Annotated in this window: 21 protein-coding genes; 7 read left to right on the plus strand and 14 right to left on the minus strand. The window is 51.2% G+C overall.

Features of this window, described 5'->3' with window-relative positions; all coding sequences use genetic code 11:
• Positions 1 to 176 precede the first annotated feature (176 nt).
• Positions 177 to 1,103 (minus strand): LysR family transcriptional regulator, encoded by a 927-nt coding sequence (locus tag AACY98_RS09240; RefSeq protein ID WP_339804332.1) that lies wholly within the window; start codon positions 1,101 to 1,103, stop codon positions 177 to 179.
• Positions 1,104 to 1,233: 130 nt separating this feature from the next.
• Between AACY98_RS09240 and AACY98_RS09245 the strand changes: the two genes are divergently transcribed.
• The gene (locus AACY98_RS09245) at positions 1,234 to 1,848 is read left to right on the plus strand and encodes an FMN-dependent NADH-azoreductase (protein ID WP_339804335.1); all 615 of its coding nucleotides are present in this window, start codon (positions 1,234 to 1,236) and stop codon (positions 1,846 to 1,848) included.
• 84 nt (positions 1,849 to 1,932) lie between these two features.
• Here AACY98_RS09245 and AACY98_RS09250 read toward each other — a convergent pair whose 3' ends face one another.
• From AACY98_RS09250 to AACY98_RS09275, 6 genes are all read right to left on the minus strand, one after another.
• Entirely contained in the window at positions 1,933 to 2,448 is a 516-nt protein-coding gene (locus tag AACY98_RS09250) for a GspH/FimT family protein (RefSeq protein WP_162615253.1), read from the minus strand.
• Between the two features lie 71 nt (positions 2,449 to 2,519).
• The gene (locus AACY98_RS09255; RefSeq protein ID WP_339804339.1) at positions 2,520 to 2,972 is read right to left on the minus strand and encodes a type IV pilin protein; all 453 of its coding nucleotides are present in this window, start codon (positions 2,970 to 2,972) and stop codon (positions 2,520 to 2,522) included.
• A 53-nt stretch (positions 2,973 to 3,025) separates the two neighbouring features.
• A complete protein-coding gene (locus tag AACY98_RS09260) occupies positions 3,026 to 3,643 on the minus strand; it encodes a pilus assembly PilX family protein (RefSeq protein WP_339804342.1) in 618 nt (205 codons plus the stop codon).
• Between the two features lie 23 nt (positions 3,644 to 3,666).
• Positions 3,667 to 4,716 carry a PilW family protein gene (locus tag AACY98_RS09265; RefSeq protein WP_339804345.1) on the minus strand — a complete coding sequence of 350 codons (1,050 nt, stop codon included), beginning with the start codon at positions 4,714 to 4,716 and terminating at the stop codon, positions 3,667 to 3,669.
• 27 nt (positions 4,717 to 4,743) lie between these two features.
• Positions 4,744 to 5,361, minus strand: coding sequence for a type IV pilus modification protein PilV (gene pilV, locus AACY98_RS09270; protein ID WP_339804347.1), 618 nt, complete (start codon positions 5,359 to 5,361; stop codon positions 4,744 to 4,746).
• Positions 5,362 to 5,454: 93 nt separating this feature from the next.
• A complete protein-coding gene (locus AACY98_RS09275) occupies positions 5,455 to 9,297 on the minus strand; it encodes a pilus assembly protein (protein ID WP_339804350.1) in 3,843 nt (1,280 codons plus the stop codon).
• Between the two features lie 473 nt (positions 9,298 to 9,770).
• On the opposite strand from AACY98_RS09275, the gene AACY98_RS09280 reads away from it, so the two are divergent.
• The gene (locus tag AACY98_RS09280) at positions 9,771 to 10,277 is read left to right on the plus strand and encodes a hypothetical protein (protein ID WP_339804352.1); all 507 of its coding nucleotides are present in this window, start codon (positions 9,771 to 9,773) and stop codon (positions 10,275 to 10,277) included.
• Between the two features lie 161 nt (positions 10,278 to 10,438).
• Here AACY98_RS09280 and htpG read toward each other — a convergent pair whose 3' ends face one another.
• Both htpG and aroC read right to left on the minus strand, forming a co-directional pair.
• Entirely contained in the window at positions 10,439 to 12,334 is a 1,896-nt protein-coding gene (gene htpG, locus AACY98_RS09285) for a molecular chaperone HtpG (RefSeq protein ID WP_339804353.1), read from the minus strand.
• Positions 12,335 to 12,506: 172 nt separating this feature from the next.
• A complete protein-coding gene (gene aroC / locus AACY98_RS09290) occupies positions 12,507 to 13,595 on the minus strand; it encodes a chorismate synthase (RefSeq protein WP_339804355.1) in 1,089 nt (362 codons plus the stop codon).
• A 170-nt stretch (positions 13,596 to 13,765) separates the two neighbouring features.
• Between aroC and AACY98_RS09295 the strand changes: the two genes are divergently transcribed.
• Positions 13,766 to 14,092, plus strand: a complete 327-nt coding sequence (locus AACY98_RS09295) for a DUF1840 domain-containing protein (RefSeq protein WP_339804356.1) — start codon at positions 13,766 to 13,768, stop codon at positions 14,090 to 14,092.
• A gap of 52 nt (positions 14,093 to 14,144) precedes the next feature.
• Here AACY98_RS09295 and AACY98_RS09300 read toward each other — a convergent pair whose 3' ends face one another.
• The 3 genes from AACY98_RS09300 to AACY98_RS09310 all read right to left on the minus strand — a co-directional run bounded on the left by AACY98_RS09300 (position 14,145) and on the right by AACY98_RS09310 (position 16,693).
• On the minus strand, positions 14,145 to 14,969 hold the full coding sequence (locus AACY98_RS09300) for a phosphodiesterase (RefSeq protein ID WP_339804359.1): 825 nt from the start codon (positions 14,967 to 14,969) through the stop codon (positions 14,145 to 14,147).
• Between the two features lie 171 nt (positions 14,970 to 15,140).
• Positions 15,141 to 15,746, minus strand: coding sequence for a nitroreductase family protein (locus tag AACY98_RS09305; protein WP_339804360.1), 606 nt, complete (start codon positions 15,744 to 15,746; stop codon positions 15,141 to 15,143).
• 158 nt (positions 15,747 to 15,904) lie between these two features.
• Positions 15,905 to 16,693, minus strand: coding sequence for an exodeoxyribonuclease III (locus tag AACY98_RS09310; RefSeq protein ID WP_339804363.1), 789 nt, complete (start codon positions 16,691 to 16,693; stop codon positions 15,905 to 15,907).
• A 12-nt stretch (positions 16,694 to 16,705) separates the two neighbouring features.
• Between AACY98_RS09310 and pyrE the strand changes: the two genes are divergently transcribed.
• From pyrE to AACY98_RS09325, 3 genes are all read left to right on the plus strand, one after another.
• On the plus strand, positions 16,706 to 17,398 hold the full coding sequence (gene pyrE, locus AACY98_RS09315; RefSeq protein WP_423817555.1) for an orotate phosphoribosyltransferase: 693 nt from the start codon (positions 16,706 to 16,708) through the stop codon (positions 17,396 to 17,398).
• A 402-nt stretch (positions 17,399 to 17,800) separates the two neighbouring features.
• Positions 17,801 to 18,460: a DUF4124 domain-containing protein gene (locus tag AACY98_RS09320; RefSeq protein WP_339804366.1), complete on the plus strand. Its 660-nt coding sequence runs from the start codon at positions 17,801 to 17,803 to the stop codon at positions 18,458 to 18,460.
• A 66-nt stretch (positions 18,461 to 18,526) separates the two neighbouring features.
• Positions 18,527 to 19,057 carry a CinA family protein gene (locus tag AACY98_RS09325; RefSeq protein WP_339804368.1) on the plus strand — a complete coding sequence of 177 codons (531 nt, stop codon included), beginning with the start codon at positions 18,527 to 18,529 and terminating at the stop codon, positions 19,055 to 19,057.
• 85 nt (positions 19,058 to 19,142) lie between these two features.
• Here the strand turns inward: AACY98_RS09325 and AACY98_RS09330 are convergent, their stop codons facing one another.
• Positions 19,143 to 20,855, minus strand: a complete 1,713-nt coding sequence (locus AACY98_RS09330; protein ID WP_126978654.1) for a cation acetate symporter — start codon at positions 20,853 to 20,855, stop codon at positions 19,143 to 19,145.
• A 20-nt stretch (positions 20,856 to 20,875) separates the two neighbouring features.
• Complete coding sequence (locus tag AACY98_RS09335; RefSeq protein ID WP_126979626.1) at positions 20,876 to 21,184, minus strand: DUF485 domain-containing protein; 309 nt, start codon at positions 21,182 to 21,184, stop codon at positions 20,876 to 20,878.
• A 594-nt stretch (positions 21,185 to 21,778) separates the two neighbouring features.
• Here AACY98_RS09335 and purB point away from each other — a divergent pair.
• Positions 21,779 to 23,164, plus strand: a complete 1,386-nt coding sequence (purB, locus tag AACY98_RS09340) for an adenylosuccinate lyase (protein ID WP_339804374.1) — start codon at positions 21,779 to 21,781, stop codon at positions 23,162 to 23,164.
• Positions 23,165 to 23,180: the final 16 nt, after the last annotated feature.

Genomic DNA, 23,180 nt, shown 5'->3' on the forward strand with positions numbered 1-23,180 from the left:
AAGTCGCTTCTGTTTGCTGCATGGAATAGCCTGATGCATACACATTTTTTTGTCCGAACTCATCATACCTGAAAACATCCCGAAAACCAGCGTCTTCGGCTTTTTATCTGGTGCCATCAACATCCGTAAAATTCAGACCTCCCCGCACTGACAAACACGGTCTTTTTGATCATCCATTAAAGCATGGCACCAAACCAATGTTCATTGTGCTCACGCTCCGTCCCTAGATAATCCAGAAAAGAACGCACTGCCGTTGACATCCCGCGCCGTGATGCAAACACCGCATGGACATACCCACGCGGCATAGCCCAGCCGGGCAGCACTTTAAGCAACCGGCCGGCATGTATATCTTCCCAGCACAGCTCAACGGGAAGCAGCGTGATACCCACACCCTGCAAAACCGCCAGCCTCAGCGTCTGCAGGTCATCCGCCACATAACGTGGCCGGTGCGTGAATTCATGTACACGCCCATCTTCTGCCTGCAACACCCAGGTGGTTTGCCCGTCCAGGGCAGACATGGCGATCGTTTCCAGCCCGTCAAGATCTTCCGGCCTGGTTAAAAACCCGGCAGGCGGCAGCAGCTCACGTGCAGCCACCAGTTCCTGTCTTGAATACCCCAGCCGTTTAATCACCAATGAACCGCTTTCATCCAGACTGCTGCGAACCCGCAAGGCCACATCAATGCCCTCTTCCACCGGGTTGACCACACGGTTAGTCACCTGCATTTCAACCCGTACCAACGGATTTTTACGCAAAAATCCAGGCATCAATGCGCCCAGCCATGTATGCGCCACCGTGACAGGGCACGTAATCCGCACCGTTCCGCGTGGCTCCTGTAACAAACCAGCTACAACATCTTCGGCAGCCTCGGCCTCCTGCCGCATAACCTGGCAATGCTGTAAAAAGGCAGTCCCCGCCTGGGTTAATGACAAAGTGCGGGTGGTCCGGTGCAGCAACCGCACACCCAGACGGCTCTCCAACGCGGCCACCCTTCTGGAAACCTTGGATTTAGGCACTTCCAGCTTTATCGCCGCTGCGGTAAAGCTGCCAGACTGCGCCACCTCGGTGAATATTTGAATATCGTTCCAATCCTGCATAATCATCTATTGTTCTATACATGCAACAATATATCGCAAAAATGCCCTCTTATCAAAACACTGATGCATGATCATAATACGAACCAAGGGAAACAACGTGCTTCCCCTTATTTTTTAGAAAAAGGTATTTCACAAAATGAACATTTTGCAAGTCGACTCCAGCCCGTTGGGAGAAAAATCCGCATCACGCCAGCTTACCGCTGCACTGGTCACACACATCAAGGCCAAACACCCGCAGGCACAAGTGAACCACCTGGACCTGATCAAACAGCCGATTAAGCCGCTGGACATGGATTCGCTTGGTTTCCGCCTGGGACTTGACCACGCAGACCTGACTGAACCGCAACGCGCGGAAAACAAACTGACGCTGCAACTGATTGACGAGCTGCAAGCCGCCGACACCATCGCCATTGGCGCGCCCATGTATAACTTTTCCATACCGGCTCAGCTTAAAAACTGGATTGACCGCCTGGCCCAGGCCGGCAAAACATTCAAATACACAGAAAAAGGCCCGATTGGCCTGGTAACCGGCAAAAAAGTCTATGTGCTTTCTGCCCGGGGCGGATTTTATTCAACATCTGAAGCCGCACAGGCGATGGACCATCAGGAAAGCTATCTGAAAGTCGTACTGGGGTTCATGGGCATGACCGATATCACGTTTATCCGCGCCGAAGGTCTCGGCATGGGGCCAGATGCCTGGGAAAAAGCCATGGACAACGCCAAAGCAGCAATTGCTGCCCTGAGCGTATAACCTTCGTATATCTTCCTTGGGAAGCCATCTGACCAGATGGCTTTTTTTATTGGCCACCTGCTTCATCACTTGCTTCACCCGCAATCAGGAACACGACGGAATTGAAGCATTGGAAGGAAGCCCTGAAGTCACCGGATCACAAATGAACAGACGGTTCATGCGCACCGATACATTGCGCGTCCTGGCGCCATTTGACAAACGGGCCACGGCCGTAATTTCAGTAATCATCCCGGAAGGATTGATCTGAACGGAATTGCCGCCCGTCACCGTCAGCGTGTCGGCAAACTTCTCTTCCGTTTGAAGAACTTCATCTGTGCCTGCATCGTAACTCCCATTGCGGTTCTTATCGGCAAATACCCGCCACCCCTGCGCCCAGGAACCTCCCACGGGTTGCACAACAACAAACGACTGCATGCGAATCGCCTGGCTGCGCGCCCAACCGATTGAAGAGTCCAGCCTGACAAGTGCAGATTCCAGTTGATAGTTTCTTTTAAAGTCATTAAATCCCGGAACTGCCCAGGTCATCAATATGACCAAAAGCATAAGCACCACCAGCAACTCGATCAGCGTGAACCCTTTTGCAGCATATCTATCTTTCATACCAGCTTTCATGTTTTGCTATCTACAGGCTACAAGACTACAGGCAGTAGCAGTCTCACCTTTATGGTTGCTCATGGCCAGCAAACCGATACGGCAGCGCCGGAGCACGATTTGCTCCCCGCGCTATCCAATGTCAACTCCGTAATGACAGGATCAGATTTGGACGCTGAGGGCTTGCCAAAAACCACAACACATTCACGCAGGCTTTTTCCCGCACATTCACGCGCACCCAGCAGATAAGCCGAACTCTCCTTATTAGAGCCGGAATATGTTGTAAAACCACTGGTCGACGCACCCGCAGAAAACACTTTATATTGTCCCGTCTGGTTGATATATTGCTCCTGCTCCATCTGCAATGCCGCCAGCGCCGCCCGCCCTTCTGTCCGCCAGCCCTTAACGATTGAATCCCTGTAGCTCGGGTAGGCAAACACGGCAATGATCCCGACAATTGCAACCACCACCATCAACTCAAGCAAAGTAAACCCGCGCTGCTTTGCATAAAAAATTTTGCTGCGTAAAAACATATGGTTCATTTCCCCTGTCGATTTATTTGCATGACTTCTTCAATCATCCGCAGTCAGTTTGCTTTTCGATAATCCGCCTGTATGACGGCATAAACGGATTCACTCGGGCCAAACCCCATTGCCGTAATCCGATAAATGGGTGGGCGCGGAATATAGTGCCCGCTTACCGGGTTGGCATACAGACCGACAGTATCTTCCCGCCGTTCAATGATGTAACGGGGTGGCTTGACTGGTTTCAGCCCGGTTGCGCCGCTTGCAAAACTGCGGCCGGTAAATGCGCCATAAGGAACCACCTTGTCGCTATTTGCAAAGTCCATGGCATAAATTTCCGGAGTCTTCTGCGGATCTTCTTCATATAAACAAAGCCCCTTGGTATTGCCGCTGTTGCCACAGTTCGCCGGGAACTGCGCTTCGTTTCCGGCAAAAAACATATCTTTCCGGCTGCCCGACTCAATATCCATGATGGCATCGGTAAGTGCTGCTTGCGCCGACTCATACGCCACACGGTAGTCCCGCTGATAACGCGTCGACTGACTTGAAAGCATTGCAACTTTGGCTGCCGCTACACCTAACAGCGACATCAGCATCAGCACAATCAACACCACAACAATCGTTACACCATGTTGCGCTTTTAAAGAAAGAACACTTTTTTCTGACTGATTATTTTTCATAACATCCCCACACCAGACGGGACTCAGCCCTGATGCGCCTCATCAGATGACTGCTCATTGCGAGGTATCATCATGTTGCTGACATTGACCGTGAAGTTCACCACTCTGAACACCCGGCCATCTTTGAAATTCACCGTTACCTTGGAGCCCTGATCAGCACTGGTATAAAACCCTTCCCCCAAAGGATAGTAAGTCGCCGCTTCATCTCGGGCCGGTCCGGCGTTCACCTTGCTTTGCAACAGCAGCCCAACGCGAATACGCTTGACCCGATACCAGTCATCCGCTTCCATGTCACTTGCCGACTTCCACTGGTTAGGTGCGCCCTGTGCCCCTGTGGTCCTGTCCCACACACCATACAACACCTCAAACGCAAGCACGCCATCCATGATAGGCGTTGCAACGGCTTCGGAATTCCCGGCAGCGCGGGCCCAGCTTTTACAATACAGCACATCATTCGTCACAAAAAACGTATAGATCGGCTTATGCATTTCAAACCGGTCAGCAGCCGAATAAGTATCATAAGGACTGGTCGTCAATGGCTTGCCGGTACATAAATCAGCCATGGCAGTCAGCCCTTTTTTCTCTTCATCGGTTTCGGGAACCGCTTGAAACCTGATTGCCAGCAAATCATTGCCCGCCGTATTGCCACTGGTTGCCAGCCCGCCCCCGCCGCCGCCAGCATAAAAGCCACTGATATCGCTGGACGATACTTCAGCAGCAGCCGTTGCCATTTGGGTTGCATCCCGCCCATAGACATCGGGTTCGGGGCGTGCATTAAAAGCGGAATAATAAGTTTCACGTGTGAACGTCTCTGTCCCCGAAGGCTGATAGCCTGCTTGCGCAGCGGAACGCTGCAGCACGGAAGTTACCAGCATCGCTGCATCATTGAGCTGCGCCGTTGCACTGGTACTGCGAAGCCCCTGCCCAACGCCCATGAGCGACAACAGCGCCACAGCAATCACCAGCAAAGACAAGGCCATCGCCACCATCAGCTCCACCAGCGTCAACCCCGCCTGCCAGGCAAAGCGCAAGGCGTGGCTTCTCTGAATGAATTGGCTTTGTTTTTTCATCATTAAATTCATCTTTATCACCACCCATATTTACGGTGTTGCAGCAATGCCGCTGACACACGCTGCCGTTGCATTGGCATCCAGCGGGTTACAGACCCCCACTGGAATCACTACGCCCGGTACTTTCTGATCCAAAGCGGAGCTGCCCCGCCGCAAAGACCAGCCGATTTTGATATAAGGTGTAGCACCGGACCCGCTGCATTCCCACCTTGGCACACCTGCGCTGTCATAAGGGTTGGCGTCAAAACAGACCACGACCTTTGCCGCAGGCAATGTTTCATAGGCGTGTGCGTACCATTGTTTGATGTCTGCCACCGCAATAGCCGACGCACTGCCCTGAGACGCCAGCCCCGAGCCTGAGCTGACTGCATCTGGCGTCGTATTGTTTTTATTGATCAGATACGGATTGCTGCTGCTGTTCATGCTGGCAACCGTCGGGTTGCCCCTCATCATGGCCGACAGATCTGAGGCCAGTTGCAGCGCTGTGCTCTGGTATTTGGCATCAATGCTGGATTTCACGGCAGCCACCTGCAATCCGAGTACGGCAATCGCGCCTATTCCCAAAATCACAATCGCAACCAGAATCTCCACCAGTGTGAATCCAGCACGCTGCGTCTTCCGCTTTAAACTCCATTGTTCTTTTTGCATATACCAACCTTTTGGCCGCTTATCGCTTATAAGTCTCAACATTGCCCGTCAGCATGTCATGCCGGCTCCATCAGAAAACCGGCATGGCCCTTTTTAAAAACTGCTTTTAAGCTGGTCGTAATTATTCAGTTCGCGCCAGTCCAGAATGCCGGTGATAGACCCGGGAATCGGCAGCTCGCCGCCAAACACAGGATCTTTGGTTCCGCCACTGCCGGCAACACCGCCGGTTCCGCCTACGACAGTTCCGGTTCCAGGGTCTACCCACACGCGATACCCACCTTCAACAATGAAGGCCCCGCCCAGCATCTGGTCCGGCACGTTTTCATACTCACCGCTTCCGTTGCGTAAATTCATGGTGTAGCGGTTGCTGCTGCCCACATCACATCCGCCCAAAGACGGTATGACCGAATTGGCCACCAGAATGCCGTCTTTGAGTGCCATGTTGTAAACAATGCGCTCTCCCCGGCTCTCCGAGTCCGGAAGATTCAGATACCAGCCGGCACGCATTGCCGGGTTACTCTGAATTTCCGATGGCGAGCCCCAGACAAAGGAGGGTGCCGTGAACTGTTGGTCCACCCCAATCGTTGCCTGTGCCAGCATCTCAAGGTCAACCTCCTCCCCGGTATCTATAATCGTATAAATCGCCTGCTCTTTGTAGGGCGGGTTGTTATCAGCCACTTCCAGGTATTTACCGGTTCCAAACGAAATGTACGTTCTGGCATTGTCCGAACTGACCATCGGTGGCATGGAAATTGACTGCCCTCGCGGCGCCATAAACAACAACTGCGCACTGTCAGCAGACCACAAGCTTTGATTTGTCCCCAGCGGAACCTTCCATAACGTTCCCGACAAATCCCCGGCATAAATCGCTTCCAGCGTATTGTTGCGATTCACCGCCACACTCAGGTTAATAATGCCCAGCGCCTGGTTAGCAACACCAGGCAATACCACTTTATAGTAGTTGCTGTTTAAACGCCACGGCTGCCCTGCTGGCTTGGACAAATCCAGAATGAACAGCGTATTTATTCCTAACATCACACTGGCGTTGCCTTCTACCTCAGCGTTCACGCCTCCGGGCACAATGGCATACCATTTGTACTCAATAGGCATCGTGGGCGCAGACTGGGTTGCAATCCGCACAATGCGTGGACTTCCCATTACGTTGCCAAGTTCGGGGTCATCTTCATCCGTAAATTCCCATATCAGATTGTCAGCGCCAAATTTGGTCGGGTCTGTCACATCCAGCGCGTACACGCCTTGTCCGCCAGCACCGGCGCCGCCCACAAGAACCGTTTTCCATTCGTCACCCACTTTAGCCTCGTCAACAACAGGGGTGGCATCCACATAGCTGTGGTGTTTGTAGTCAGGCAACGTCAGCAGATACAAATCAGGCACCACAAAACTTGGAATATAGGCAAACAATTCTTCACCCGACTCCGCACTGAAAGCATGCAACATCCCGTCATTCGCACCGGCATAAACTACCCCCGCGCGGTCTCTCAAAGCATTTTGGAATGTGGTGTAATCGGCATCGTATTTCAGATTGAAAGGTGCTCCTTTATACACAACCCCGGAGTTGATGATGTCACCCAGCACCCCACTGCGTAACCGCATTTTGCTTTCATTGGAGCGGTCTCCCCGCAGATAATCGGTACGCTGCTGGCCCACTGTTGCTGAAGCACCGCTGGAAATCGCCGTTCTTTGCGAAGACGAAAGGCGGTCCCAGGTAAATGCCACCGCTTTATAATCACCGGCCAGCCGCTGCCCGACAAAAATCTGGCGCTCCGACCATAGCTTTTCATTCAAAGGCTGGGCCACCCCCCAGTTTTCGTGCCTGACCAATGTCACCTTGTCATCGGCATCAACCTTCACATCATTCAGTGTGATATCCCCGCTCCAGTTAGAACCGTTAAAACTAGCCTGGTATGTCTGATCGCCATCAGCAACATATCCGGTATAGTTGTTGCTGAACGCCATGCCGGCAATACTGTAATTGCTTGATACGATGGAAGCAAAAATGGTATCAAATGCAGAAATCACCGCTTCGGGCTCAGAAGCCAGAAAGTAGGTCTTCGGAAAAAGAGCCGCCGCCGGCTCGCGCAGCCACAACGTATTGGCATAATGAACACCATCGGATGTAAAAGGACTGCCGCCAAAACTGACATCTGAGTCAAACCCTCCATACTTGGCGCCATAAACAAACTGGTTGGTACGCCGCTGCGTTGCAGTCGCCGATGCATTGCCTTCATTAACGTCAATGAAATAGCTGCGCGCGCGCATCCCCGGCCGTCTCGGGTCTCCAGAGCCCGACGCATTGTTGCGACTTGTCCATTGAGCCCCGCGGATATCGTGCGTATTGGCCCAATAGCCCATACCGGCTAAATAGAAACGGGTTTTACCCCCCGAGCCTGTCCAGGCTGTTTCCAGATTAATGGAATACGGACTTGGATTTCCCCTGGTGGACCGGTTCTCGCCCGCACCATCCTGATAGGTCATTGCACTGTTATTCTCAAACCCGCTGGCAATACGTGTCCAGTACACAAAATCAGGCTCATTCGCCGCCGGATTTGCAGCCCGGTTTGCAGATGCACCACCCGTATTTCCCGGAATCTGGTTGTCATAGTGGGTATTTTTATCGCCAATAAACAGGATATGGTTCCTGTAGCAGGAGTAATCTCCGGTGGCGCCTAAATTAGAAACCGGCGGATGCGGATCGGTCCATTCCTTGTATGCCGGAAAACCATCATAAGCACTTGTTGATCTTAATGGTTCCAGTGCTTTTGCAGTCGGCTTCAAGCCCTGCAGATAGCGCAGCGCCTCATAATACAGCTCATTGCCATGGTCATATGTTTTATAGACCCCGTACTGGCCCGTGCGTCCAAACTGGTTCAGGTAATTGATGACCCCGCTGATGCCAAACTGTGTATCTTTTTCCGGGTTTTTATAAAAGACCCCGGTTTGCGGATCCCACTCTTTACGCGGGTTATCGCCAACATTTTCATAGTCTGCATTGAATGTCACGGGCCCTACGTATTTCATGGGCGCCCGCAATACCCCCGAGTATTCTGACTGCACATTGTGAATCGGGTATCCAAACGCTGCCACACGCAATGCATCGTTATAGCGCTGCAGTTTTCCGGTTGGTTTGAAATAGCCGGACGGATATTTTTCACACAAGGGGTAATCTTCCCCGCCTACGGTCCGAACATCGAACAAGCTGCCATCTGACGCCTTGGTACAAACTTCAACACGGGTAAAAAAGTAAACCTTTAATGAAAGACTTCGGCCCAGTTGGTTATTATCTTTATTATCGCTGCAGGACCCACCGGTAGCTGAACGGAAATATATCCGGTCAGAGCAGTTGTAGATATAAACCGTACCGTTGTGCAACGCGTTATTTGGCAACCGCCTTAATTCATCAGGCACCGCTTGCAGTGCCTGGGCAGGGGTCAATGTTTTGACAGGAAAATTACTGTTGGAACCATACCATCCCTGTTGCAGCACAGCACGCTGCAATACGGTTTTTGATTCCGTATCCAAAATCCGGTCTCCGCCTGTCAGGCTGTAGCGCAGCACATCAATGGCTGAGCCCGTTGCCCAGTTTAAAAAGTTGCCGCTGAACCCGCGCCCCCCGCATTTATGTGAACTGGCGGTTTTATCAGGGGTGAAATACCCCTGGGTGCGGTCATAGTTGTAACACAGGTTCTGGTTGAAATAACCAATGTATTCCGCACCCTCATCATACGTGGCGCTCAGATATTGGGCCCCTACGGTAGGAAACTCAACTGACAGCGCCAATGTCAGCGTGGGTTTGGCATTGCGTGCCGTTCCGAATAAGGGCTCCGAAGACAGCTCCAGCCACGATGGGGTTTCAGCATATATCACAGGGGCCAGCAACCCCAGGACCAAGGCTGCCAATAAATATTTTCTGATCATTTTCATCATTCAACTTCAATCAATGGTTTAATGATTTCGACGCACAGGAACACCTCACAGCCAATTGCCGTGATACAAAACTAACGCCCGTTGATGATGTGGCCCGAAATTTATTATGAGATCAGAATGTGCTGAGGGCTGCGTCAACTCTTATTTATGATGGCACCCTGCATATTGGTTGAAGCTGTTTTAATCATGGCTGAAACTGGCTTTGCCATGTTTCGATTCTTCTTTTTGCTTCGGCTAGATCTGGTCTGCTGAACAGTAAATCATTTTTCAGAAACGGCTGCCTTCACAGGCATCTTCATGTATCCAATTTTTCTGAAAAGGAATTATTATGTTCGACATTGTAAATTAAATTCTGCCGACTATTCAACAGATATCATCAAACAAAAAGATTTTACTCGCCTATCATCGCAGGCATGTCTTCATTTTGCATGCATGCTATCTGGCCATTAACAAAGGCAACAACAATGGCAACTGCACCTGATCTGCTGAAAGTGCATGGCTATTTCCATGCCACGCTTTATTTCCGTTTTCCTTATCTACAATACCAACCTATGAAAAATAAATTTTTAGGCGCAATCTGTGTCCTGGCGGTCCTCGGTATTGCATGCTGGGTATTAGGTCGGTCATTTGGCTGGATCGGTATTCTGGCAATTGTCTTTCTGTTTGTCATACTGTGCGGCTTTCAGTTGTACAGTACGGTCAAGCTCATCTCTACCATCAACCATGCTCCCGAAGGCTATACCGCCAACGCCTCCCGGCTGGTACAGCAAATCCGTATCGGTATGCCGCTGGTTAAAGTCGTCCAGACAGCCCAGGCTTTAGGCAAAAAAACTTCTACACAGCCAGACACCTATATATGGCAGGATGCACACCACCGCGTCATTGTGACGGTAGAAAATCAAAAAGCTGCTCACATTGAACTTCAGCCGATTGAACCTGCAACACCCACACCGTCAGTACTATCTTCATAACGAACCGACAGGTACTTTCGATAACACGCTGATGCATTTCACAAATGGTTGCATGGCGTTTTCTGCACATGATTTCACGCACATTAAATACCTTTTACCTATTTACCCAAAATAAAACGGGCCGAAGCCCGTTGAAAAATATTTCATTCACGTTCACACAATTACATTAACAACCGGTTCACCCGCTGTACATACGCAGCAGGATTCTCCAGTGCACCACCTTCGGCCAGAACCGCCTGATCAAAAATAACGTTCGCCAGATCACTGAACTGATCCGCATTCTCTTCGTTGAAAGCGGCCAGTTTTTTGACCAGCGCATGTTGCGGGTTGATTTCCAGAATCGGCTGCGTTTGAGGAACCTCCTGACCGGCCTGTTGCAATAAACGCGTCAAATGGGAAGACAGCGCCCCTTCCGAAACCACCACACATGCCGGCGAAGAAACCAGCCGTGTAGTGACACGCACTTCACTCACCCGCTCTTGCAGCACATTTTTGATTTTTTCCAATACTGGCCGCAAATCATTGCCGGCATCCTGCGCTTGCTTTTTCTCTTCTTCATTTTGCAAATCACCCAGGTCTGCCGTACCTTTGGCAACGGACTGCAAGGGCTTACCGTCAAACTCTTGCAAAAAGCTCAGCATCCATTCATCCACACGGTCTGTCAGCAGCAGCACCTCAATACCCTTGGCGTTGAATATTTCTAACTGGGGACTGTTTTTCGCTGTTGCCAGCGTATCGGCCGTCACATAATAAATGGCTTTTTGCCCGTCCTGCATGCGCGCGACATAATCAGCCAAAGAGACTGTCTGCGCATCAGACTGGGTGGAGGCAAAACGCAGCAACTTGGCAATGCGCTCGCGGTTATTGTTATCTTCACCCACGCCTTCTTTGAGCACCGAGCCAAATTCATGCCAGAAGGTTTGATACTTTTCCTGCTTGGCCGTATCTTCGCTGTCTGCCATGTCTTCCAGCAGACTTAAAACCCGTTTGGTCGAGCCATCACGAATCATGCGCACATCACGGCTATCCTGCAACAACTCACGAGAAACATTCAGCGGCAGGTCAGCCGAATCAATCACTCCTTTGACAAAACGCAGGTAATTAGGAAGCAGTTGCTGCGCATCATCCATGATAAAGATGCGTTTGACATACAGCTTGACGCCCGCTTTGCTGTCACGGTTCCACATATCCATGGGCGCATGCGACGGAATATAAAGCAACTGTGTATATTCGGTTTTCCCTTCTACACGGTTATGCGTCCACGCCAGCGGCGCCTCACTGTCCCATGAAATCTGTTTGTAAAACTCAATGTATTGCTCGTCACCGATCTCATTTTTGGAACGGGTCCATAATGCGTTGGCCTGGTTGACCGGCTCCCACGCGTCCTGCTCAATGTACTCGCCTTTGTCTTTGTCCCATTCCTGCTGGCGCATCAGAATCGGCAGTGAAATATGGTCTGAATAACGACTGATGATCTGCCTGACCTTCCAGGGCTCCAGCCACTCATCTTCACCTTCACGCAAATGCAGGGTCACCGATGTGCCCCGTTGTTCGCGAGAGATATTTTCTATTTCAAATTCTCCGGCACCCTCGCTTTGCCAGCGTACCCCGTCTTCGGCATTCAAACCCGCACGGCGCGATTCAACAGTGATGCGGTCAGCCACAATAAAGCCGGAATAAAACCCGACGCCAAATTGACCAATCAGATTGGCATCTTTCTTCTGATCACCCTCCAACTGGCTGATAAACTCACGCGTTCCACTTTTGGCAATGGTGCCCAGATTGCTTGCCGCCTCTTCAAAAGACATGCCAATCCCGTTGTCGGTAATGGTCAGCGTGCGTGCGTCTTTATCAATGGACAGCCGGATCTGCAAATCCGGCTGGTCTTCATACAGCGCGGGTTTGTCAATGGCTTCAAAACGCAGCTTGTCGCAGGCGTCAGAAGCATTAGAGACCAGTTCACGTAGAAAAATTTCTTTATTGGAATACAGTGAATGTGTCACCAGATGCAGCAATTGCTTCACTTCCGCCTGAAAAGATTGTGTCTGTTTACTCATGGTTTATAAAAATTAATTGGTTGTTTCAACAGGGTGGCGGCATAAAAACTTTTATGCCGTCCAATTTAACTCTATTTAATTAAGGACAGGATCAGCCCAATTCAAGAGGTTGCTGCTGGCAATTGTTTTTCATATCCGCAGCAATGCGCCTGTACGGCCCCTTGCGCAGTCATCATACAAAAGGAAAGCCTGCGCCTTTGACTTCACCGCGCAGAGCCCGCTGCCGTAACACATGGTCCATGACCACCAGCGCCAGCAGCGCTTCGGCAATTGGCGTTGCACGAATGCCGACACACGGATCATGCCGCCCGTGCGTTTCCACCGTGACAGGGTTGCCTTCGGTATCCAGCGAGCGCCGGGGCACACGGATCGAACTGGTCGGTTTAATGGCAAGGTGTACAACCAGATCCTGCCCGGTTGAAACGCCGCCCAGAATGCCCCCTGCGTGGTTGCTCATAAACCCTTCGGGTGTGATTTCATCACCATGCTCACTGCCTCGTTGTGAAACACTGGCGAATCCGTCTCCAATTTCAACCCCTTTAACCGCATTCAGTCCCATCATGGCCTTGGCAATATCAGCGTCCAACCGGTCATAAATGGGCTCACCCAGCCCTACTGGCATCCGCTGCGCCTCAACCCGGATGCGCGCACCAATGGAATCTCCATCGCGGCGCAATGCATCCATATAAGCCTCCATCTCGGCAATCTGCGAGTTGTTGGCTGCAAAAAAGGGATTCTGTTCTGTCTGAGCCCAGTCTTCTATTGCAACCTCAATGGCGCCAAGCGCTGTCATGCAGCCCCGAAACGTCGTACCGTACTGCTCCTGCAGCCATTTCCGAGCAACCGCGCCTGCGGCCACAGTGGGTGCCGTCAACCGTGCAGACGAGCGGCCGCCACCGCGGGGGTCCCGCACGCCATATTTATACCAATAACTGAAATCCGCATGTCCGGGCCTGAAACTTTGTGCAATATTGGAATAATCTTTGCTGCGCTGATCGGTATTGCGTATCAGCAGCGCAATCGGCGCCCCGGTGGTATAGCCCTCATAAACGCCGGAGAGAATCTCCACCTGATCGGCCTCCTGCCGCTGCGTCACATGGCGTGACGTCCCCGGTTTGCGGCGATCCAGCTCCACCTGAATATCTGCCACCGTCAATGCCAAGCCGGGCGGACAGCCATCAACCACACAGCCGATTGCCGGGCCATGCGACTCCCCAAAATTTGTGACGCGAAACAGTTCGCCTAATGTATTTCCTGCCATGGGCGTATATTATCGTAGAGACTGCATTTTGCACATATTTATACAGTATTTCAGGCTTTTTCTGATAAACCCACCCCGACGATATGTGCAGCGGCTGCACTTTTTAGAAATTTCCACCTGCAGGGCATACAATAACAGCAAACCCAGACCATTGATAAGAAAGTACTGACATGACCTATACATTCAAAAGTCAGGCAACAGGCGATTTACTGATGTTGACCAAACCGGCCCAGCAGATACTGGAGCTTGTCGGCAAAGACCCCAGCAAACCCGGCATTATTGATGTTCACGAGATTGCAGGGGCCATCACCGCCTTGCAAAAAGCAATTGATGCTGAAAAAAACCGTGCCAAAGCCACGCCTAAAGCCAATGAGGCGGCACAGGCCGACATGCAGGAAACCAATATCCCTATTTCTTTAGAGCAAAGGGCCTGGCCTTTTATCGAAATGCTGAAGGCCGCGCAGTCTGCCGGGAAGCCCGTGGTCTGGGGCGTGTAAAGCACTTGCAGCCTGGGTTGATGGCTGCCTGCGCTTATTGAGGCCTGTTTGGTTAAAAAGAAAACGGCCCGGCAAAATCATCCAGCGCCATCAGATGGGATGTAACGCAGACATTGGACGCCTGCCAGGTATGCAGCAGGCACCCGGGAGATTCAAATGTGAAACTGGGAGCTTCTGCAGGCAGGAACTGAAATGCCATCTGATGCGCCACCGATGGTGTGGTAATCGCAACCGTCCCGCCAAATGCATGTGCACACATGCGGTGGACATGCCCGCACACCACGCGCTGAACCTGGCGGTTACTGGCAATGATCTGCTCCAGACGGGACACGCCCTTCAACAGCCTGATGCCGTCCATAAAAGCCATACCGGTTTTGAATGGCGGATGATGCATGGCCACCACCGTAGGGCAATCCGGCTCCTGCGCCAGAACATCTTCCAGCCAGTCCAGCCGCACATCACACAATTCCCCATGTGGTTCACCCGGCACCGAGGTGTCCAGCACGACCAGACGCAACTCATCAACCTGAGCGGTGTACTGGATAAACCCTGCACTTTGCATGCGGGGGTCCTGCACTAAAGATGGGAACGCCTGCAACATATGATCCCGCCGGTCATGATTTCCGGGCAGCACATAAACCGGCATATCCAGCATCGAAATAATATCTTTTAAATGCGCATAGCTTTGCAGCTCGCCATCATCAACCAGATCCCCCGTAATCACAACGGCTGACGGCTGTAACTTCATGCGCTTGATTTGTTTGATGGCCTGCATCAGGCAAGAACGGGTATCGACCTTACCCGAAAGCATCTGCCCTTCCGGCACAATATGGGCGTCACTGAGTTGTAACAAGATTTTGATAGGTTCTGGCACCATATTCTGCCCGTTTGAAGGAATATTGTAATCTTTTAGTTCATTTGATTTCGTTATGACCCCAATTATCAAGGCTTACCGGCACTCTGTATATCTTGGCAGCCTACGAACTTTGTGAACAATTTATCAGATTAAGGACTTTATCATATGGTCCTGTATAGGATCTGCAACAGGTTACCCTCCGGTCCAGTAACGGATAAATGCTCCGGGGTCTGGCCGCTCTACATGCTTTTTCGGTTCTTTCGGTGTGCCTGCATATAAAAAGCCGATCAATTGTTCGTCATCGGCAAACCCCAGCGCTTTTTGCACATTCACATCATAGGCATTAGGCCCGGTCCCCCAAAAACCACTGTATCCCATCGCCTGTAGCGCATTCAGAATGTTCATTGCAGCCGCAGCAACAGCAAATGCCTGTTCCTGCGCCGGTACTTTGCGCGCCGGCGTAATGTGTACCCCCAGGGCAATGATCACAGGTGCGGCCAATGCCTTGTTGCGCATCCGCGGCACATCATCATCTGCCCCCCGTTGGTGCGCGGCCTGTTCAAAAACGTCGGCCAATGCCTGGCGTGCGTCTCCCTGTATCACCACAAAACGCCATGGTTTCAGGTGCCCATGATCCGGTGCCCGCAATGCAATATCAATCGCCAAGTTCAGTTCCTGTTCACTGGGCCCAGGAACTGTCAATGGCCAGGCGGAATAACGGCTCAGCAATGCCTCCAGAGTCGCACACTGTGATTCGCTGTAATGAGAAAAGTCGTATTTTTGAATGGAATTCATCATATTGATATATCAAATTACCGTATCCATCGCACGCTCTTGCCTCTTGCTCTTGACACCTGATTCAGCAAGCGTGCCCTGATGCGAGAAAAGCGGATGCGCCATGCCCAGTATATCCAACACAGGAAAACTGCCCTGGCAGTATTGATGACCGGTTCACGTTATGCCACTGCCAGATCATAGTCAATGCCCAGTGGCGCATGGTCAGAAAACCGTTCATCCTTATAAATAAATTCAGACCGCGCCTGCTCCGCGATTGCAGGCGTTGCCAGGTGATAATCAATACGCCAGCCCACGTTTTTGGCCCAGGCCTGCCCCCGGTTGCTCCACCAGGTATATTGATCAGGATGCGGGTTCAAACGACGGAACACATCAACCAACCCGCCACTTTCCAGCAAGCGGGTCATCCAGGCACGCTCCTCTGGCAAAAACCCCGAATGCTTCTGATTACCGCGCCAGTTTTTAATATCGATGTTATGGTGCGCAATATTGACATCACCACACAAAATCAGCTCTCTTTCCTGCTTCAGTTGCATCAGATGGGGGTACATCACATCCAGGAACCGGTATTTGACCTCCTGCCGCTCCTCGGAACTGGTCCCTGAAGGAAAGTAACAACTGATCACAGAAAGCTTTTTCCCTGGCCGGTCAAAACGCGCTTCGACGTAACGGCCCTCGGCATCAAACTCACACACACCCAAACCATAAACCACATCGCTGGGTTCGCTCCGGGTATAGATTCCCACGCCGCTGTACCCTTTTTTTTCAGCACAGTGAAAATACCCTGTCATATCAGCTAACTGATCAAAACGCCCCTGAATATCAGGCAATTGCGCCTTAAGTTCCTGGACACAAATACAATCGGGTTGCGTGCGCTCCAACCAATGGGCAACACCTTTGGTATATGCTGAGCGGATACCATTGAGATTTAAACTCACCAAACGAAACAACTGAATACTCCTATGTCAATGATGCACGAACCAGATCAGCTCGCTCAAGAATTCATTCGCAACGCCGTTGAAAACGGTGTCCTGCGTTTTGGAGAATTTACCACCAAAGCCGGACGCTTGTCTCCCTACTTCTTTAATGCCGGGTTATTCAACGATGGCGCCAAGCTGAGCCTGCTGGCCCAGTTTTATGCTCGGCGCCTGATTGCCAGCGGCCTAGCGTTTGACATGCTGTTCGGCCCGGCATACAAGGGCATCCCGCTGGCTGCAGCGGTAGCGATTGAACTGGCCCGTCTGGGACATAACGTACCATTCGCTTATAACCGCAAAGAAGCCAAAGACCATGGCGAAGGCGGAACGCTCGTCGGCGCCCCGGTAAAAGGCCGGGTACTGATCATTGACGATGTCATTTCTGCCGGAACATCTGTCCGCGAATCCCTGGCATTGATTCAGCATGCCGGCGGAACACCCTGCGGCGTTGCCATCGCTTTAGACAGACAGGAAAAAGCCACCGCCTTAGGGGCAGATGGACAGATCCACGATGTGGAACATTCCGCTGCACAGTATGTGCAGCAAACACACCAGTTACCTGTGATTGCCATTGCGACGTTACATGATCTGCTGGACTATCTGCAAACTTCTGCCGCCCCTGAGTTTGCGCTTTTTCATGCCAAAGTACTGGCGTACCGGAAACAATTTGGCGTGTAATGTCAATGCCATGTTCCATCAACAGCCTGACACAGAATGGTCATCAGAGGAACGAACCTCTTCGGAATGCGGGCAATGGTCTGAGCTTAACGTGACAAAAATGTTAAATCATGTTGAATCTCTGTCATAATTGTCACAGTTAGTAAAAAATATGACATATTTCGTTTTATAACTCTTGGTTATTTCGCTTAACGTTCTTGTAAAACTATCGCGTTATAAGCAATACTTTTTGATAATCCTTTTTTTTTCATATACCTTCTGCCAATTGAAGTTATTAAACTGGTATAACATGGGAAACATGTCTCATGATTCTTGATTAATTGACATTACTCACATCTTTTGGCATCTTTTTTGCTGCTTTTTAGTCTAATATGTACCTTAGGTTGTTATAGAATACTTATTATGCTGACACGTCTGGCTTCCTTTTTGTTATTACTTACTTTTGTAATAACGCCTGCGTGGGCACAAAAGCCAACCACCAACTCAACAACCATTACGTACGCCTGCGAAACAGCAGATGGACGCAAACTGGTGTCTGACCGGCCGATTCGCGAATGCCTTTACCGGGAACAGCGTGTTTTGGGTCTCAGTGGCGCCACACTGTCGGTCATTCCGCCACAACTGACTCCCCAACAGCGTGCTGCTCAGGAAGCTGAACGCCGCCAACAGGATGCAGCCCGGCAGGCACAGGAAAGAGCAGATGCCTCTGCCCGCAGTTTGCTCGTCCGTTATCCTTCGCCAGCATCTCATGATAAAGCTCGCGCAGAGCAACTACAGCCATTGACGGAACGGTTGCGTGTGGCACAAGAGGAAATGGTCGTTCTTGAAGACACCCGCCGTACGTTGCAGCAGGAAATGCGGCCTTATTCATCCCCTGCCGACGCGCCAATGCAATTGCGGGAGCGTTATGAGTTCAACCAGCGCGATATATCCATTCAGCAGCGGATTATCAATAACCTGGGCACCCAGATAGAAAATACCAATACCCAGTTTGATCAGGAGCACCAGTTGCTCACCCCTTATTGGCAACAACGCTCGTCTGCCAATGGAACAGGACGCTAGTAACGCCCTCTGGTCACATCTCCATTTAGCGCACATTTGCCGCCAGCTAAAGGTGCCCGTTTTGTTATGACTTTGATCCATGCGTCTTCATTACAGCCCCTGCTTGCAGAACTATCCGGTGCATTATTAAAGCGCCAGCAGATGTTATGCACAGCGGAATCATGCACTGGCGGGCTTATTGCAGCTTATTGCACCAGCCTTGCGGGTTCAAGCCAATGGTTTGAACGTGGCTTTGTCACCTACTCCAACGAAGCCAAACATGAGTTGCTTGATATCCCTCTGGCGCTGATTGAACAACATGGCGCTGTCAGCGAACCCGTCGCGCACGCCATGGCCCAAAATGCACTGAACCATTCCCGGGCACACTGGAGCGTATCCGTGACAGGCATTGCCGGACCTTCCGGCGGCTCAGCAGAAAAACCGGTAGGGTTGGTCTGGTTCGGATTTGCCCGGCGGTTGTCTATACATTCCACCGCCACAGCAGAACTGCAAATTCAAACAGAAAAAATGCATTTCTCAGGCGATCGCCATGCAGTTCGTCATGCCACAGTTGAACATGCACTCCATGGCTTACTTGCCCGCCTTACCCATTCATAAAATAACATGCGGCATGTGCTGCAATGCACATGCCGCATCAGTCAAACTATGACCCAAAGGGATTGGTCAAATCCCTTTTTAATGATCAATGCTCCGCTGCTCTGGAAGCCCCGATACCGGTTTCAGAGCGGATCTGCTGCGCGGGAAACAGCGCCCGTTCTTTCTGCGCCTGAGCGCTGCGATCCAGAACCGAGAACAACCATACGCCGACAAACCCGATCGTCATAGAAAACAATGCCGGTGATGCATAAGGGAACAATGCCGACCCGGCAGGATTACCCAATGTCACCTCCCACACCGGTGGCGAAACAATGGTCAGGCCCAGCGATGAAATCAGGCCCAAAAATCCGCCAATCACCGCTCCACGGGTCGTACAGTTTTTCCACAACACAGAAAGCAGCAAAACTGGGAAGTTAGCCGACGCCGCAATCGCAAACGCCAGTGACACCATAAAGGCTACATTCTGTTTCTCGAATGCAATACCCAGCAACACGGCAACCGCACCTAATACAATGGTCGTGATTTTGGAAACACGCAGTTCTTCACGCGTTGTTGCCTTGCCTTTTTTAATTGCCGTGGCATACACATCGTGTGAAATAGCGGCTGCACCCGAAAGTGTCAGCCCGGCCACCACGGCCAGAATCGTTGCAAACGCCACGGCGGAGATAAAGCCATAGAAAATGTTACCCCCTACGGCTTTCGCGACCAGCACAGCAGCCATGTTATTGGCCCCCTGCCCGCCTTTGAGCGCCCCTGTAGCGGTATTGGCAAACTCAGGGTTGGTTGTAACCAGCGCAATGGCACCAAAACCGATGATGAAAATGACGATGTAAAAATAGCCATTCCATGCCGTTGCCCACAAAACCGATTTACGCGCCTCTTTGGCATTTGGCACGGTAAAGAACCGCATCAGAATATGGGGCAGTCCGGCCGTACCAAACATCAGCGCCATACCGAATGAAATAGCCGATATCGGATCTTTTACAAATCCACCCGGTGACAATACCGCCTGCCCCGCCGCCGCCGCTTTATCAGGCGTCATACCGGCATTGGCCGCATGCAGCGCTTTCACTTCAACGGCTTTGGCAAACAATGATCCCAGATTGAAATTAAAGTTCCAAAGCACCATGAACGCCATGAAAGTCACGCCAAACAGCAGCAGACAGGCTTTGATGATTTGAACCCATGTCGTGGCCGTCATGCCGCCAAACATCACATACACCATCATCAAAACGCCAACCAGCATCACGGCGATCCAGTAATCCAGCCCGAACAGCAGTTTAATCAGTTGCCCGGCCCCTACCATCTGGGCGATCAGATAAAACGCCACCACCACCAGGGTTCCCGATGCAGAGAAAATACGGATAGGGACAGGCTGAAAACGGAACCCGGCCACATCGGCAAACGTATATTTACCTAAATTGCGCAAACGCTCTGCCAGCAGAAACGTCACAATCGGCCAGCCGACCAGAAATCCAATCGCATAGATCAGTCCGTCATATCCGGTCATCATGACCGCGGCCGTAATCCCCAGAAACGAAGCGGCAGACATAAAGTCCCCGGCAATCGCCAGCCCGTTCTGAAAACCTGTAATACCGCCGCCGGCCGTATAAAAATCAGATGCAGATTTTGTCCGTTTAGCTGCCCATTTGGTAATGAACAGCGTCGCCCCGACAAATGCTAAAAACAGCACAATGGCAATCCAGTTGGTCGGCTGCTTGTCTGCCACACCCACATCCCCTGCCGCCTGCGCCTGCAAAGCCAAACTGCCCAGTCCCAGAAAAACAACTGGGGGCATCCATGTTTTTTTGGAGTGAATCATTGTTGAATCTCCGATTTGATTTTTTCAATCAGGCCGTCATAACTTCTGTTTGCCTGCCGCACATAAAAAGCCGTCAATATGATCATGACCACAATCACACCGAGTCCTATCGGTACGCCAATGGTTGTCACACCTTCGCCAATACGTTTGGCAAGAAACTCCTTATCAAATGCAATCAGCGAAATAAAGCCGTAATAAATTACCAGAACCACCAGCGTTAGCGAGCCGCCCAGCAGGTTGCGCTTTTTACGCAATGCAATGTAGTCGGGGTTGGCTTCGATCTGAGCAATGATCTGCTCACTCATACCTGCCTCCTGCCCTATTTCCGGAGCTTTTTCCGAGTGATCGCGCTTTTTGTCTGCCCCGCTGTAATTGGGAGGGGCACCGATTCTCACCACCATTTGTTCGTCCATTATCTTGTCTCCTTACACCCCTGCCAGCAGGTGTATACGTTATGCGGGGATACGCCAAAGCGCCTGAAAACCCGATTTCAAAATACTGAAAACGTAACCTTACGTTCTGTACCTCATCCATATGCAAAAGCACCCGCTCAATTTAATGGATGTCAATCAGAAGTTGTATCGGACAAACCCGCTCAGGGAAAACACCATCCTTTCCAAGCCTGTAAACTGCCTTGGTTGCGCGTGATTGGATCCACCTAAAACCCGCATGGTTAAGCCATTTTCAAAAGAAAAACAAAATATGTGCTCATGGTTATTTTTGAGCTTCTCTTATCCCGTAAACAACTTGTCACATCACTTGCCACACATGTCCCTGCTGAAATGAGCGTCTTTTTAAAACGCCGAGAACCACTAATTCCGGTTGGATAAACAAACCCACCTAAAATAGCTTTTTCAGTATCTTTTGCACAAAAGATCACGTTTCACGAAGGAAAATTCATGGATATGTCCCCACTGACCGCTTTATGTCCGCTGGACGGGCGATACGCCGCCCGTTTGAATCCATTACGCCACGCACTGTCTGAATACGGCCTGATGCACCGCCGGGTACAGGTTGAAATTACCTGGTTCATCGCTTTGTCAGATGCCGGTTTCACCGAATTTCCTTCGCTGTCTGAAAAAGCACGCTCACATTTAAACGCTTTGGTCAAAAACTTTTCTCCAGCCAATGCGCAGGAAATTAAAGACATAGAAAAAACAACCAACCATGATGTCAAAGCAGTTGAATATTGGATTAAAAACCAGTTCAAAGCATGGCCAGACGTTGCCCAGGAACTAAATGCCGTGGGAGAGTTCGTGCATTTTGCCTGCACCAGCGAAGATATCAACAACACCTCTCACGCCCTGATGCTGAAAACCGCACGCGATGACGTGCTGCTGCCGGCACTGGACGGCATCATCGCCACGCTGCAACGTCTGTCCAGCGAACATGCACAGACCTCGATGCTCAGCCGCACGCACGGCCAAACCGCCAGCCCAACCACCGTTGGCAAAGAAATTGCCAACGTGGCCATTCGCTTGCAGCAGGCGCGCCAGCGCATTGCACGGGTTGAACTGCTGGCCAAAATGAATGGCGCTGTCGGTAATTACAACGCGCATATGGTTGCTTACCCCGACTATGACTGGGAAGCCTTTTCACGCCACGTGGTACAAGATGAACTGGGGCTAACGTTTAACGCTTACACCATTCAGATCGAACCCCATGACTATATGGCCGAACTGTTCGACGCCATTACCCGCCTGAACACCATCGGCATTGATTTTGCACGCGATGTCTGGGGCTATATTTCTTTCCATTATTTCAAACAGCGCCCCAAAGCCGGAGAAATCGGCTCGTCAACCATGCCGCACAAAGTCAACCCGATTGACTTTGAAAATGCCGAAGGCAACTACGGCCTGGCCAATGCATTGCTTGCCCACCTGTCACAAAAACTCCCGATCAGCCGCTTCCAGCGTGACCTGACCGACTCCACCGTCCTGCGCAATATGGGCGTTGCATTCGGCTACACGCTGCTGGCATGGGACAGCCTGGCAAAAGGCCTGGGTAAGCTGGAGGTTAACGAAGCGGCACTGGCCGCCGATCTGGATGCCGCATGGGAAGTGCTGGCCGAGCCCATCCAAACCGTGATGCGCCGCTACGGACTGCCCAACCCTTACGAGCAGCTCAAAGAAATGACCCGTGGCAAACAAGTCACAGCAGAAACATTACGCGCGTTCATCGATACGCTGGATTTGCCGCAAGCCGAAAAAACCCGCCTGAAAGCGCTGACTCCAGCCAACTACATCGGCAAAGCCGTTGAACTGGCCAAACGGCTGCATCCGTAAAGCTTGTTTTAACTTC

This window comes from Saezia sanguinis, from assembly GCF_963921665.1.
GTDB lineage: Bacteria > Pseudomonadota > Gammaproteobacteria > Burkholderiales > Burkholderiaceae_C > Saezia > Saezia sanguinis.